We start from the raw sequence: 13,868 nt of genomic DNA, 5'->3' as shown, positions 1-13,868 counted from the left end.
TGATGGCCGGCGCCGCTCGGCCTGAGGCAGCCGAGAAGGTCTCTTAGGACTGGCTTAGGGAAAGGCGGCCCGATACCAGCGCCGCCTTCGCCGTGCCTGCCGCCGCGTCCGCCCCGCGCCGGGGCCGGCGGTGGTACGCAGGCGCAGCCGGATCTCCGCGCCGCCCAGCGCGGACCGCCCGACCGTCAGCTCGCCGCCGGTCGACGTGGCCACCCGCCTGGCGATGTCCAGGCCCAGCCCGGTGGAGCCGGCGCCGCCGGCACCGGCGCCGCGCCGCATCGCCTCGGCCGGGTCGGCGATGCCGGGACCCGCGTCCGCGACCGTGATGGTGACGGCGCCGGGGGCGGCCCGCAGCGTGACCGCGAACCCGACGCCCTCGCCGGTGTGCTGGAAGACGTTGCCCAGCAGCGCGTCAAGGGCGGCGACCAGCTCGGCCCGGGCGACGGGCACCGGCGCGCCGCCGCCATCGCCGTCCTCGTCCTCGGCTCCGGCCAGCCACCAGGGGCGGCCCTGGTCCTCGGCGAGCACCGACCAGAAGCCGACCCGGTCGCGGACCACCTCGGTCGCGTCGCAGCTCGCCGCGGCCGGCCCGCCGGCGCCACGGTCGCGCGCCGCGCGGATGATGTGGTCCACCTCGCGCTCCAGCCGCTCGACGGCCTGCTGGACCTGGTCGGCCGGCCCGGCGTCGGCCAGCGCGGCGTCGGCCAGCGCGGCGGTGTTGAGCCGCAGCACGGTCAGCGGGGTCCGGAGCCGGTGCGACAGGTCGGCCGCCAGCTCGCGCTCGGCGGCGACCAGCTGGCGGACCCGGTCGGCCATGGTGTTGAACGCGACGGCCGCGTCGCGTAGCTCCGGCGGCACCCCGGTGCCCGAGGTGGGCACCCGGGCGTCGAGGTCGCCCGAGCCGAGCCGGCGGGCGGTGGCGGCGAGCCCTCGGGTCGCGCGCACGGTGCGGCTGGCCAGGCGGTCGGCGACCAGCACCGAGATCGCCACCAGGACCACCGCGAGCCCGCCGAGCACCAGCCAGGCCGTGCGCACTCCCTGGCTCATCGACGAGGCGGGCACGAACACCTCGACCACCGCGATCCGCGCGTCGCTGACGGCCACGGGACGCAGCAGGACCGAGCCGCCCGGTGCGTCGACCACCGCGGACTGGCCGCTCGTCGCGGCACCGGCCAGCTGGTCCGGCGTCACCCGCGACGGGCCGATCGTGGTCAGGGCCCCGTTCGCGGCCGGCAGGTGGACGGCGGCCAGGCCGTCGGCGCCGTCGCGGGTGGTGGCCAGCGCCCGGTCGAGGGCGAACGGGTCGGTGGTGATCGCCAGGGCCGGGCCGAGCTCGGCCGCCGTCCGTTCCGCCCGGACGAAGGCGCGGTCGCGCGCGGTCTGGGCCACGATCAGCCCGAGCGGGATGAGGAAGGCCAGCGCCACCATCGACGTGACCGCGATCGAGACGCGGATCAGCTCCCGCCTCATGACGCGGGCGCCTCGAGCTTCACGCCCACCCCGCGCACGGTGTGCAGGTAGCGCGGGCTGGCGGCGGTCTCGCCGAGCTTGCGCCGCAGCCACGACAGGTGCACGTCGATGGTCTGGCCACCGCCGTACGCCTGGTGCCACACCGCCGAGAGCAGCTCGTCGCGCGTCACCACGACCCCGGGGCGGGCGGCGAGGTAGGCCAGCAGGTCGAACTCGCGGCGGGTGAGGTCGAGCGGCGCGCCGGCCAGCGTCGCCGTCCGGCGACGGATGTCGACGAGCAGCTCGGCGACCCGCAACGGTGGGCTCGCCTCGGTCGCCCGGCCCGCGGCGTCCCGTCCGGCCGGGCTCGTCCGGCGCAGCACCGCGGCGACCCGGGCGTTGAGATGCTGCGGCGTGAACGGCTTGACGAGGTAGTCGTCGGCGCCGCTGTTGAGCAGCCGCACGATGCTGGCGTCGTCGTCGCGCGCGGTGGCGACCACCACCGGCACGTCCGTGATGCCGCGCAGCATGCGCAGCGCGGCGGCGCCGTCGAGGTCGGGCAGCCCCAGGTCGAGCACGACCAGGTCGCAGCCGACCTGCGTGACCTCGCGCATCGCGTCCAGGGCCGCGCCGGCGCTGCGCACCGCGTGCCCGGCGGCCGTGAGGTGACGGACCAGCGCCGCCCGCACCGACGGATCGTCCTCGACCACGAGCACTGTCGCCATACCGCCGTACCGTAGAGCCCGCCGACCGATATGTCCGCCCTGTACCATGCCCAGGTGGCCAGGACGCTGCGCCGCCTCGCCCTGTGGACCATCGGCACCGGGCTGGCCGTACTGGTGTCCTGGTTCGGCGTCCAGCGGGTGCTCCCCCTGGACACGGCCGCGGGCATACCGCGGGCCGTCCCGGTCGGGCCGTTTGTCTCCCCTTCCGCTTCCGCGATTCCGGGCGCCGCCGCGCCCACGCCCGGCGCGTCGGCGACCGCCTCGCCCGGCGACGCCGCGGCGAGATCCGCGACGTCCGAGCCGGCGGGGGACACGCCAGGGACCGGGGCTGGAGCAGTCGGGGCGACCGCCGCCGGCCGCCCGGCGGGACCCGCGGGCGGGCAGGTCTCGCGGCCGCCCGCGTCGGCCCCGGCGACCTCTGGCGGCGCCGCCGTCCGGAGCTACCAGCTGACCGGCGGCCGGGTCGTGCTGGAGATGACCGAGACCTCGGCGCGGCTGGTGTCCGCGACCCCGGAGCCGGACTGGCGGGTCCAGGCCTGGGAGGCCGAAGGCTGGCTGCGCGTGGACTTCAGCCGTGACGGCGCGGCCACGTCCTCCTGCTTCGTCACCTGGAACGGGCATCCCCCGACGGTGCAGACCACCTGAGCGAGGGTCGCAGACCACGCTGGGCGGGACCGTCCTCGGCGGCCCACCAGGCGTCCGCGGCGCCTCCCGCACGGCGTACGAGGCGGGCACGCTGCGCGGGCTGCTCGGTCTTTCCCGGCCCGCCAACGGCTACGCGGCCGCTCGCTGAACCCGTGACAGTGACCCCGCCGACCCGCGACGTGACTCCGTCGACCCGCGATTCGAGGTATCCGGCATGAGCGGCCCGCGCAAGCAGATCATCCCCGGCGCCTATGCCGCCGGCGTCCTTCAGCCTCGATCCACCAGGTAGTCATTTCTCGCCCCGCTTGTCGGGCCGACAGGTCGGGCGGCCGACAGTTGTCGCCTTTCCGGTCGATCCGGACAGTTGGCTGCGCTCGCGGAGCTGACTCGACGTATGGCCGTCGTCGACGCGACGTCCGTGGCACGGTTAAGTGGCACGGTTAACAGGAGAGCTTGCTCGGTTGTCCGACGGTCGGTGACCGGATCCACGGGCCGACGACATGATGGGTGGGGCCACCGTGCTGCCTGAACGGGAGACTCAGTATCTGCGCCGCGTTGTCGAGTTACTCCGGGGGCTGTTCGCCGAGCGGCTGGTGGCCGTCTACCTGTTCGGTTCGGGTTCCTATGGCGACTACGACCCGGGACCCAGCGATCTCGACGTTCAGGTGGTCATCGATGGCGCCCTCGAACCAGTCGAGCTGACCCGGCTCGTCGAGGGGCTCGACCATGCGGTGTTCCCGTGCCCGGCCCGCCGTCTCGAGTTCGTGTGCTACGACATCCAGAACGTCTCGCGGCCGGCCCGCCACCCTCGTTTCCAGCTCAACCTCAACACGGGCTCGGACATCGCTCGCCACGTCTCGACCGATCCCGCCACCGAGCCGAGCCACTGGTTCCTGCTCGACCTGGCGATCGGCCGCGACCTTGGCCAGGCCCTGCACGGCCCGCCGCCCGCGGACCTGCTGACGGAGGTCCCCCGGGCCTGGCAGCTGTGCGCGATCCTCGACTCCCTCTCGTGGCACGACACCAGCGAGCCGGCGACGCCTAACCGCGTCCTCAACGCGTGCCGTGGCTGGCGGTATGCCGAGACTGAGATCTGGGGCTCAAAGCGGCAGGGAGCGCGCTGGGTCGCCAGTCGTCATCCGGATCTCACCGTGGTAGCCGCGGCACTCTCGAGCCGCCGCGGCTACGGCACCGTCACCCCCGCCGCCGCCGATGATCTCGTCACCCGAACGCGTGCCGCGGTCAACGCCGCGATCGAGACGACCAACTGGCCCCGCTGACGCAACTCCTTGTTGCGGGCGGCGTGAATTCCGGCGAGAGCGACGACGAGCCGGGCCGCGGGACCGGTCGCGGCGTCGGGCCGATCGTCAAGTATTGGCACGGCCCGCTCATCAAGACCCCTGCGGACCTTCCGTCGTGGGCGAAGGTCCGCAATCTCAGTCGGATGGTGAGCCGATATCTATATCCTGTATTTCGCATGGCTATGATGGTGGTGTCGTCGAGCTGGGCTCCTAGCCGATGCCCGGTCGGCGGCGGCTGATGTACCAGTCGAGGAGTTCTGGGCGGTCAATGGTCGCGGGGTCGGCGACGGAATCGATGGTGGCGCCTTGTAGCAGTCTTTTGATGGGGATTTCGAGTTTCTTTCCGGTCCGGGTGTGGGGGACGCCTGGAGCGTGGATGATCTCGTCTGGGAGGTGTCGGGGGGAGACGTTGTCGCGGATCGCCGCGCGGATTCGGGCGGTGAGCTCCTGATCGAGTTGTCCGCCGTCGGCGAGTTCCACGAACAGGGGCATCCAATACGTGCCGTCGGGTTGTTCGGCGCCGATGACGAGGGCCTCGATGATTTCGGGGAGTTGTTCGACGGCGTGGTGGATATCGGCGCTGCCCATCCGTACTCCGTTGCGGTTGAGGGTGGAGTCGGAGCGGCCGTGGACAATGATGGTGCCGCGGGAGGTGACGGTGATCCAGTCGCCGTGGCGCCACACGCCGGGATAGACGTCGAAGTACGCGCCGTGATACCGCGAACCGTCGGCGTCGTCCCAGAAGGACAGCGGCATAGAGGGCATGGGGCGCGTGACGACGAGCTCTCCTACTTCATCACGGACGGACCTGCCCTTCTCGTCCCAGGCGTCGAGGGCGACGCCGAGGCACGGGGCGGATATCTGCGCCGGCCAGACCGGCATGGTTCGAGCGCCGCCGGCAAAGCCGGTCACGACATCCGTCCCCCCGGTTGTCGAGGCGAGCTGGACGTCGGATCCGACCTGCTCATGTACCCACTGGTAGTCGGTGGCGGGCACGGTTGATCCGGTGGCGCCGAGCAGGCGCAGTCGGGTCAGGTCGTATTCGGCGGCCGGGTGGACGCCGGCCTTCTGGCAGGACTGCAAGTGTGCCGGGCTGGTGCCCAGCACCGTCACGCGGTGGCGCGCGGCCAATTCCCACAATGCGTCCGGGCCTGGGTAGGTGGGATTGCCGTCGTAGCAGACGATGGTGGACCCGACGAGCAGGCCGGCAACCTGGAAGTTCCACATCATCCAGCTGGGCGAGGTATACCAGAAGTAGATGTCCTCGGGGCCGAGATCCAGATGCAGCGCGGCGGATTTCAGGTGCTCGAGCAGCACGCCGCCGTGGCCGTGGACGATGCCTTTAGGTCGGCCTGTGGTGCCGGATGAGAACAATACCCACAGCGGCTGGTCGAACGGCACCGGTGTCGGAATCAAAGGGTGGTTCCCGGCGCTGGCGGTCGCCCAGCTCGCGACCTGCTCCGACGGGCCGTGGTCTAGGCCGAGGCGGGGAATGACAATCGTGTGACGCAAGGTGGGCATGCTGCCGCGGAGCACGTCGACCTCCGCGCGGCGGTCGTGATCCTTGCCGCCGTAGCGGTAGCCGTCCGTGGTGACGAGCACGACGGGATCGAGTTGCCCGAGCCGGGCAGCCGCGGCTGCCGCGGCATAGTCCTGTCCGCAGACCGACCAGATCGCACCGATGCTGGCGGTGGCCAGGAAGGCGATCACAGTCTCGGCCACGTGGGGTAGATAGCCGACGACCCGATCTCCCGGCTGGACACCCATCCCGCGCAATGTGGCCGCGACGGCGGCGACCTGGCGCAGCAACTCCGCCCAGCTGTACTCGCGGACGCCGATCCCGCCTGGCTCGCTGTGGTCGATCAGCGCCGGCCTGTCCGCTCGGGCGTGGCGCAGGATCTGGTTGACGTAGTTCAGCCGCGCGTCGGGAAACCATCGAACACCGGGCATCTGGTCATCGGTGAGGACCGGTGTTGGGGCTGGGGCTCTCTCGACGTCGAAGTATTCCCACACCGCGGCCCAGAAAGGCTCCGTATGCTCCACCGACCAGACCCACAACCGGTGGTAATCCTCGCCGACATCGACGCCGCGCTCGCGGCTGAGCCAGGTCGTGAATTGGGTGATGCGCGCCCGTTCGATGGTCTGCGGAGTGGGTGTCCACACCGCCTGGATATTATCGGGCATGCGGGACTCCTGGGTGGGGCGGAAACCGAGGGTCTGGTTTACGCGGCGAGTCGGTATTGCCGTGGGGTGACGCCGAGGTGGCGTTTGAAGACCCGGGTCATGTGGGACTGGTCACAGAAGCCGCAGTCCAGTGCGATGTCGCGGATCGGCATCCGGGAACGGCTGAGCAGGCGCTGGGCGTGCTCGACCCGCTGCTGGAGGACGAACTCGTGCGGGCTGCACCCACGAGCGACGCGGAACTGGCGGGCGAAATGGTAGGGGCTCAGCGCCGCGCAGGCCGCCAGCTGGGCCAGGGACATGCTCTCACCGATGTGCGCGGCAACGTAGTCCCGCACTGCGCGGAGCTGGAGACACGTCAGGCCTCCGTCTGTGGGCCGCCCGCGGAAGGTGACGTCGGCGTGGCGGCGGATGAGGTGCACGATGAGCTGCGCGGACAGTGATTCCACCAGCAAGCGGCTGCCGAGGCCGCCGGCGGCGGCCTCGGCGGCGATGAGCATCGCGGTCCGGTGGATGGCGGGGTCGTTCGCCTTGAGCAAGTCGCGGAGCTCCACGTCGCCGATATCGCGGTCGAAGACCTGACCGCACACCGACGACACTGCCTGTTGAGTCAGGTACAGGTGCACGACCTCGATGGGTTCGGGCCAGCGCCAGTGCGATTCGGACGCCCGCGTCAGGAGCGACACGTCGCCGGGCGCGAGGTCCTCGTAGGACCAACGTGAGTCGAAGCGGCGGTGCATCGCGGTAGCGCCGCGCCGGTAGGCGACGATCATGTAGTCCCGCATCGGCGGGACGGGCACGTCCGATCCGGCGTATTTGTAGCCGCGGACCGAGATCCCGTCCCAGCCAGCCTCCGGGCTCTGCACGGTGAGCGTGCCGGGAACCCAGGGCCGACTCAGCTTCCTCAAGCGGGTCCGCGCCACGATGGTGCCCGGCACCTACCGCGGCCTGACCATGCCCGTGCACATGCGCACCCACGTTCCCTACGTGCATCCGCTGGCCAAGAACGACTTCATCGACCTCGTCCGCCAAGAGATGACCGTCACCGGCGAGGGAAAGCTGGAACTCGACTACGAGGGCTCCACCGGCTGGAGCTTCCATCCGTTCAACTGCGCGCCCGGCCCGATGAACGGCGGCTTCTGGATCACGCTCACCCAGCTGCTGGCCTACGACGGACGCGTCAACGACGGCGCCTACCTCGGAGTGAAGCAGTACCTGCCCGAAGGCACCATCGTGAACGCCACCTACAAGGGCGTAGCGACCTCGCTGGCGTGGTGGACCCTCATTCCGATCTTCGCCAACATCTGGCGGCTGATGGGGATCAGCTGGTACGCGCGGGGGTTCCCCGAGGAGATCATCATGTCCACACCGACGTGCATGGTGGGGGTGGCCGGCTTCGACCAGTTCGGCGGTCCGACCGGCTACCAGAACTTCGAGATGGCCGGCGAGAGCTTTGGCGCTCGCGGTGTCGCTGATGGGATGGACTGTGGCAGCCCGATCTGGAACTCCGAAGGGATCCAGGGCGACGCCGAGACCTGGGAGATGGTCGGTCCGAACGTCTACCTCGGACGCAGTTTCGTGCCCGACCACCACGGCTACGGCCGGTTCCGCGGCGGTGCCGCCTGGCAGTCACTGTGGACCGTGCGTGGCTCCGAACTGGTCAACGTGACCCTCTCCGCGTCGGGCGCGATGAATGGCGGGGTGTTCCACAAGGGCCTGTTCGGCGGCTACCCGCCCGCGGGGTGGAAGTGCCTGTGGGTCGCCGACACCAACGTCAAGGACCTCATCGCGGCCGGGGAGAAGTTGCCGTCCTCGGTCGACGAGGCCGAGGAGATGCTCAAAGACGGACGGCTCACCGCCCGCGAGTGGTACTGCGGCCCGCTTAACCAGTGGTCACCCAACCTGAGTGAGGGCGACCTGTTCGGCATCATCTACTACGGCGGGGTCGGGTACGGCGACCCGCTCGCCCGCGACACCCGCGCGATCGAGGCGGATCTGGTCAAGGGCCTGATGACCGTCGACGGAGCGAAGGCCGCCTACGGCTACGGCGGATCGGCCGAGGCGACCACGGCCAGCAGAGACGAACGCCGCGCGGCACGGCTGGCGAAGTCGGTAACCGCGGGGGAATGGTGGGAGTCCGAGCGCGAGCGCGCCAGGACCGGTGACGTGTCCGATCTGGTCGCGCACATGTACGCGCGTTCGGCGAAGCTCTCGGACTCGATCGTAAACCAGTACAAGGCCTTCTGGCAGATCGCCGAGTTCCCCTACGCCGACACCGGCGAGCCGACCTTCACCGCGCCCGCACCAACCGACTTCTACTTCCCCAACTCGTCCAGCCGCCCCAAGCCGACCACCTCCTGAAGGGCGAACGACCATGACCCACACCGCACAGGGCTCGACCGGCTCCGCCGAAGTCGTCAACGCCCTGATACGTAACAAGCTGAGCTGGGAGGAACTGCTCGGACTAATGCGGGCACCGAAGTCCGAGACCCGCTTCGAGGAGACCATCGCCGCGTGGCAGAGCCTCGTAACCTGGGACGAGCAGATCCTGCTTCCACTCGGGGAAAACCTGTTCATCGTCGCCAAGAACGGCAGCGCCATCGTCAAGACGATCGCCGGCGCCGAACTCGGGCCATGGGACGGCAACTGGAAAATGCAGTGCCGCATGATCGTGCGCCGCACACGGGAAGACCTGCTCGAGATCTACCCCGAGAACGACATGACCATCGATCCAGGCCTGGTCGAGATCCGCGAATTCCTCTGTCCCGTCAGCGGAACCCTGCTCGACACCGACTGCGTCCCCCCGGGATTCCCTGTCGAGGTCGACTTCACCCCCGACCTCGGCACGTTCTACCGAGACTGGCTCGGTAAGGAACTGCCCGTTACCCTCTGACGCCCGGTCGAGGGACGGTCGGCTACGGCCCGCCGCCCCTCTGCCGCGCGTTCCGCCCTGGCGACGCATCGAATCTGTCGGGCACTGGTGCGTTGGCGGACGCCACTACCGAGCCGGGAACTGCCCGTCGCGCTATGAAAGCGAGTCGTGCCTGCCCGACTCACCGACACCGGCCGGCACGGCAGCCCGGAACACACCACCAAAGGAGCAATCATGGGACGACTCGAAGGCAAGGTCGCTGTCGTGACCGGCGGCGCCAACAACATCGGGCTCGCGATCGCCACCCGAATGGCGGACGAGGGCGCCACGATCGCGATCCTCGACCTCGACGATGCCGCAGCGTACGCCGCAGCGGGCAAACTCGGCGGTGCGAATACCTCGTTCGCCTGCGACGTGACCGACGAGAGCCAGGTCGCCGCCACCCTCGCTGCGATCGCCGACCGGCACAACCGGCTGGATGTCCTCGTCAACAACGCCGGCATCGAAGGAAGGAACAAACCCACCCACGAACTTGAGTTAGCCGACTGGGAACGCGTCATGGCCGTCAACGCCACTGCAGTCTTTCTGTGTACAAAGCACGCCATCCCGCACCTGAAACGCTCGAGCGCCGGGAGCATCATCAACATCTCCTCTATCTACGGCCTCGTCGGCGGCGGAGACATTCCGCCGTATCACGCCTCCAAAGGCGCCGTGCGGCTGATGAGCAAGAACGACGCGCTCACCTACGCACCGGACAACATCCGGGTCAACTCCATCCACCCCGGTTTCATTTTCACCGACATGGTTATCCGCTACGCCACCGACAGCGGACTTCCACTCGACGACGCCCGGATCGCTCTGAACGCTGCCCATCCGCTCAACGGCACCGGCGACCCCGACGACGTGGCATGGGGAGCGGTCTACCTGGCCTCTGACCAGGCCAAGTGGGTCACCGGCAGCGAGTTGGTCATCGACGGCGGCTACACTGCCCGCTAACGTCAGCCACTGCCTTCCATCCCCCGGGTACCTAGCAGCCGTGGATTTGTGGTCAGTTGGTTTTGGCTGTTGCGGCGGGCTGGCCAGGTCGGCATGCGGGCGTGGTGGTTCGGGACGCAGGGTGGCCACCAGTTGATCATCGCGGGTGGTGTGGACTCTTGATGATCTCCTGGTGGCCGCGGGCCTCGGCCCGATCGCGGAAGCCAAGCCTCCGACGATCATGCACGAAGAAGAGTGTCCCCGGGGTGAGGCGGCTACACGTCCTCCTCAGGGACGTTGAAGTACTTGGTGTACCGGGCCGTGTGGGCCCGGACCTCGGCGAGGTCCAGCCCGGTGTCGGCGAAGTCGTAGCTGTGCCCGCTCGTGCCCCGTTTGTTGCCCCGTACGAAGTCCGCCATCCGGGTCTCGCTCTGGGGGCTCAGCTCGAGGCCGAAGCGGTCGTAGATTGCCCGTACTGTCGCCATCGGGTCGGCCATGAGGTCGGTGAACTGGATGTCGATGACCTGGTCGGCCGGGACGGTCCCGTCGAGCCGGGCGTCCACGGAGCGTTCGACCCCGTCGAGGAGCAGCTCGGCGAACAGCGCCGCGGTCTCCTCCCGGTCGACCTGGTCGGAGTGAAGGCCGCGCAGCGCGGCGGACAGGCTGGTGTTCGAGGCGACCAGCCTCGCCACGTCGCGGTGGGTCTGCACGAGCAGGGCATTCGGGTACTCCGCCATCAACTGCGGCAGCGTCCAGATGTGCGACGGCCACTTGATCAGCCAGCGCTCCCCACGGTGCTCGCTCTGCAGCACCTCGAGAAAACGCCGGTGCCAGACGTACGCGCCCGCGATGTGGCCGTCCCTGACAGCGTCGTGCAGCCACCAGTGCATGTAGTTGGGCACGTGGTACTGGTAAGGGAAGATCGTACTGATGAACGCGGTACCCATGATCCGGCCGCATTCCTGCGCGAGCCGTCCACCAAGCTGGTGGATCTTGCGGAAGCCCGGGATGAGCGCATCGGTGGCGGCGTAGAGCTCGTCGGCCTCGGCGATGCGCGGGTCGGTCTCAAAGGTCTCGGTCCGCGGCGGCGGTACCGGCTGCTCGACCTCCCAGGTCATCGGCGCCCGATGGGCCCGGTCCTGGGCGAGGGCGTCGTGCAGCAGCGTGGTGCCGGTGCGGGCCTGTCCCACGATGATCACCGGCGGGACGATGTCGAGATCCCGGATCTGCGGGTTGGTGCGGTGGTAGTCCACGATCCGCAGCCGGCGGCTGAGGTAGGCGCCCATCTCGAGCCCGAGGGCCACATGCCCCAGCTCGTTGAACCGTGCCCCCGGAAGGTCGTCGAGCAGTCGGGCAAGCCCGTCCCGCCACCCGTCCCCGCCGAAGACCTCGTCGTCGCCGAAGTCGGACAGCCCGGTGCTGTCCACGGCCGCCGCGAGTAGCTCGTCTGCGTGCACGCCTCAACCTCTCGCCGTGGGACGACCCACATGGCAAGGGGCCTATGAGGCAAAAGATAACAAAGGTCGCATCGACGGTCGCGGGGGGTTGGCCCAGCCCGGACGACCCGACAGCCAGCGGCCCTCGTCGCGCGGCCGCGGGACGCCCGCCCGGTGCTCGCCTTGCCTCGGTGCCTCGGTGCCTCGGTGCCTCGGTGCCTCGGTGCCTCGGGTCCGGTGGTCCCATGCCGACACCCTCGTCCGTCGCCGGCTGATGGCTTTCGGCTGCGGCCGCCCCGGATCAGGCCGGGCGGGCTGTCCGCGCGGCCGGTGCGGTGAGCGCGGCCGGAAGGCATGCGCCAGATCGAGACGATCTCCGGTGGCACGGTCGGTCCCGTCGACCTCTGGCTGGGGCAGACGCCGTCGCCGCCGCGACGAGGCCGGCGAACCATCACCATGGCAGCTCCGGGACCGGGATCGACGTCGTGAAGGCCATCCCCAGCTGCGTCTCCCTGGAGGGCGCGGAGGAGATGCGGATCGAGGCCGGTCCTGGTGACGACATCTACGCGCCGTGGTGGGTGCCGCACCGGGAGGGAGAACCCTGATCTCGACGAGGAGGCGGTGGTGATGACGGTCGGGACGCGTGTGGTGCGCTCGAGGTCGGCGGTCTTGCCGGTGATGGCGGGCAGGTAGTGGAACGGCCCGCTGACTTTCAGGACCGTCAGCGATGTCGTCGGCGAGCCTCTCTCTGATCAGCACGAGCACGGGGTGACCCGGGTGGGCGCGGCCAGGACGCCGGTTGCGAGGTCCGTGGCGCCGCGGTCCGAACTGGGGCGGTGATGCGGTGTGTAAAGGGACGTGGCCGTCTGTGGGAGGTAACCGTCCTCATCGCGTTCCCGGTGCTCTGCCGGCCGGTTTTCATATACGTAGAAGAATATCGGTACCAGCTTCTTGGTAAGGCTTCTTTTCGGGCCTCCTGGTGTTTAACTTCTAGGTGCGTCGGGATTGAATGCGAAGGCCTCGTGGCTGTTTATAGGTGCGCGGTTGGCGGTTTGTGATATTCCGTTTTCCTGGCTAGGATGAACGCATGTTTGAAATGCGCGGCAACGGTCCGGGTGGTGGCACTGTGCCCTTGTCGCAGAACTCCTCGACCGCGGACGGCGCCGCGGCTGTCGCGACCGGCTCGGCGCGGTCGGATCGGGCGTCGCGGCTGGCGGGTCCTGGGGGTGGCCGGTCGGCTCTGCGTGTAACACCACGCCGTCCGGCATCACATGCCGACACGCGGGCACGGTGGGCCGGGACGGGGCCAGCGGAGGGCACCGCGAATTCGGTGAAGATCCCGGACCCGCGGCGTCCCGCCGACTCGCCGACCACCAGCGACACCTCCGCTGCCCCGGCGACGTCCGTTCCACCTGGTGACAGGCCCGTCGTCGGCGTCGCTGACTTCGAAGGGCCGACCACCAGCGGGCGGGCCGTCGATGGGTCTGTCGTCGATGGGCTTGGGGCGGGTGGTGGGTTGGTGGCTCGGTTGGCTGCGGTGGGTGGGGTCTTCGACGAGGTGCTGGCGGGTCTGGGGGCGTGCGGGGAGGCGGAGGCGTTCGATCTGGTGGTAGGTCTCGTGCGGCTGGCGTCGCGGTTGGAGGGGCTGGCGATCCGGGCGCAGGTGCGGCTGGCGGAGCTACGCCCGGACACCGGCCGGTGCCTGGACGGCGACGGGGAGGGTGAGCCGTTCTCGCCGTATCTGGGTGACGAGCTGGCGGCCGAGCTGGGTCAGTCGCCGCGGACGATGACCAGCCGGCTCGACCAGGCCTGGGACCTCGCCCACCGCCTCCCGGCCGCCCTCGACGCCCTGACGGCCGGCGAGCTGGACCAGACCCGGCTACGCGCGCTGCACGCGCTGACCGGTGTCCTGTCCGATGGGCAACGCGCGACAGTGGAGGCACAGATGCTCGCCGGCAGCCAGCTGAGCTCACCCACCCAGTGGCGACGCAAAATCCACCGCATGATCAGCCGGCTCGACCCCGACGCCGCCGCCCGGCGCCGCGACGAAGCGAAAGCGAAACGGGACGTGTCCCTCGAGCCGGCCGAGGACGGCATGGCGCTGCTGTCGGCGACCCTGCCCGCCGAGGACGCACGGGCGATCTTCGACCTGATCGACCGGATCGCCAGAACCGACGCCCACAGCGACGGCGACAGCCGCCCGATCGGCGCCCGACGCGCCGACGTCCTGACCGCCCTGCTCCTCGGGAACCGGCGCGAACGGGTCACCGTCGAGATCCAGGTG

Annotated in this window: 11 protein-coding genes; 6 read left to right on the top strand and 5 right to left on the bottom strand. The window is 69.8% G+C overall.

Annotated elements, in window-relative coordinates; all coding sequences use genetic code 11:
* Positions 1–54: 54 nt before the first annotated feature.
* Both QOZ89_RS25620 and QOZ89_RS25615 read right to left on the bottom strand, forming a co-directional pair.
* Positions 55–1,470, bottom strand: coding sequence for a sensor histidine kinase (locus QOZ89_RS25620; protein ID WP_071054147.1), 1,416 nt, complete (start codon positions 1,468–1,470; stop codon positions 55–57).
* A complete protein-coding gene (locus tag QOZ89_RS25615; RefSeq protein WP_071054145.1) occupies positions 1,467–2,174 on the bottom strand; it encodes a response regulator transcription factor in 708 nt (235 codons plus the stop codon). The genes QOZ89_RS25620 and QOZ89_RS25615 overlap by 4 nt, the downstream gene beginning before the upstream one ends.
* A gap of 30 nt (positions 2,175–2,204) precedes the next feature.
* On the opposite strand from QOZ89_RS25615, the gene QOZ89_RS25610 reads away from it, so the two are divergent.
* Together QOZ89_RS25610 and QOZ89_RS25605 are read left to right on the top strand one after the other, a co-directional pair.
* Positions 2,205–2,819 carry a hypothetical protein gene (locus QOZ89_RS25610; protein ID WP_071054143.1) on the top strand — a complete coding sequence of 205 codons (615 nt, stop codon included), beginning with the start codon at positions 2,205–2,207 and terminating at the stop codon, positions 2,817–2,819.
* 518 nt (positions 2,820–3,337) lie between these two features.
* Positions 3,338–4,099: an aminoglycoside adenylyltransferase domain-containing protein gene (locus QOZ89_RS25605; protein WP_198543627.1), complete on the top strand. Its 762-nt coding sequence runs from the start codon at positions 3,338–3,340 to the stop codon at positions 4,097–4,099.
* A gap of 231 nt (positions 4,100–4,330) precedes the next feature.
* On the opposite strand, the gene QOZ89_RS25600 is transcribed toward QOZ89_RS25605, so the two are convergent.
* Positions 4,331–6,304 carry an acetoacetate--CoA ligase gene (locus tag QOZ89_RS25600; RefSeq protein ID WP_312625796.1) on the bottom strand — a complete coding sequence of 658 codons (1,974 nt, stop codon included), beginning with the start codon at positions 6,302–6,304 and terminating at the stop codon, positions 4,331–4,333.
* Between the two features lie 38 nt (positions 6,305–6,342).
* The gene (locus QOZ89_RS25595) at positions 6,343–7,209 is read right to left on the bottom strand and encodes a helix-turn-helix domain-containing protein (RefSeq protein WP_131804233.1); all 867 of its coding nucleotides are present in this window, start codon (positions 7,207–7,209) and stop codon (positions 6,343–6,345) included.
* On the opposite strand from QOZ89_RS25595, the gene QOZ89_RS25590 reads away from it, so the two are divergent.
* The 3 genes from QOZ89_RS25590 to QOZ89_RS25580 all read left to right on the top strand — a co-directional run bounded on the left by QOZ89_RS25590 (position 7,169) and on the right by QOZ89_RS25580 (position 10,169).
* Positions 7,169–8,662 carry a hydantoinase B/oxoprolinase family protein gene (locus QOZ89_RS25590; protein ID WP_131804232.1) on the top strand — a complete coding sequence of 498 codons (1,494 nt, stop codon included), beginning with the start codon at positions 7,169–7,171 and terminating at the stop codon, positions 8,660–8,662. The genes QOZ89_RS25595 and QOZ89_RS25590 overlap by 41 nt on opposite strands.
* Positions 8,663–8,675: 13 nt before the next feature.
* A complete protein-coding gene (locus tag QOZ89_RS25585) occupies positions 8,676–9,194 on the top strand; it encodes an acetone carboxylase subunit gamma (protein ID WP_071054135.1) in 519 nt (172 codons plus the stop codon).
* A gap of 213 nt (positions 9,195–9,407) precedes the next feature.
* Positions 9,408–10,169, top strand: coding sequence for an SDR family NAD(P)-dependent oxidoreductase (locus QOZ89_RS25580; RefSeq protein WP_071054133.1), 762 nt, complete (start codon positions 9,408–9,410; stop codon positions 10,167–10,169).
* Positions 10,170–10,423: 254 nt separating this feature from the next.
* Here QOZ89_RS25580 and QOZ89_RS25575 read toward each other — a convergent pair whose 3' ends face one another.
* Complete coding sequence (locus tag QOZ89_RS25575; protein ID WP_071054131.1) at positions 10,424–11,605, bottom strand: sulfotransferase family protein; 1,182 nt, start codon at positions 11,603–11,605, stop codon at positions 10,424–10,426.
* A 1,498-nt stretch (positions 11,606–13,103) separates the two neighbouring features.
* Here QOZ89_RS25575 and QOZ89_RS25570 point away from each other — a divergent pair.
* A partial coding sequence (locus tag QOZ89_RS25570) for a DUF222 domain-containing protein (protein ID WP_312625787.1) occupies positions 13,104–13,868 on the top strand: 765 nt, incomplete at its 3' end.

The sequence above is a fragment of the Pseudofrankia coriaricola genome (assembly GCF_032027725.1).
GTDB lineage: Bacteria > Actinomycetota > Actinomycetes > Frankiales > Frankiaceae > Pseudofrankia.
This window is presented reverse-complemented; position numbering and strand designations above follow the sequence as displayed.

Coding starts and splice junctions, on each gene's coding strand:
- QOZ89_RS25600 (WP_312625796.1), bottom strand. CDS start 6,304: ATGCCCGATAATATCCAGGCGGTGTGGACACCCACTCCGCAGACCATC.
- QOZ89_RS25610 (WP_071054143.1), top strand. CDS start 2,205: ATGTCCGCCCTGTACCATGCCCAGGTGGCCAGGACGCTGCGCCGCCTC.
- QOZ89_RS25620 (WP_071054147.1), bottom strand. CDS start 1,470: ATGAGGCGGGAGCTGATCCGCGTCTCGATCGCGGTCACGTCGATGGTG.
- QOZ89_RS25585 (WP_071054135.1), top strand. CDS start 8,676: ATGACCCACACCGCACAGGGCTCGACCGGCTCCGCCGAAGTCGTCAAC.
- QOZ89_RS25580 (WP_071054133.1), top strand. CDS start 9,408: ATGGGACGACTCGAAGGCAAGGTCGCTGTCGTGACCGGCGGCGCCAAC.
- QOZ89_RS25615 (WP_071054145.1), bottom strand. CDS start 2,174: ATGGCGACAGTGCTCGTGGTCGAGGACGATCCGTCGGTGCGGGCGGCG.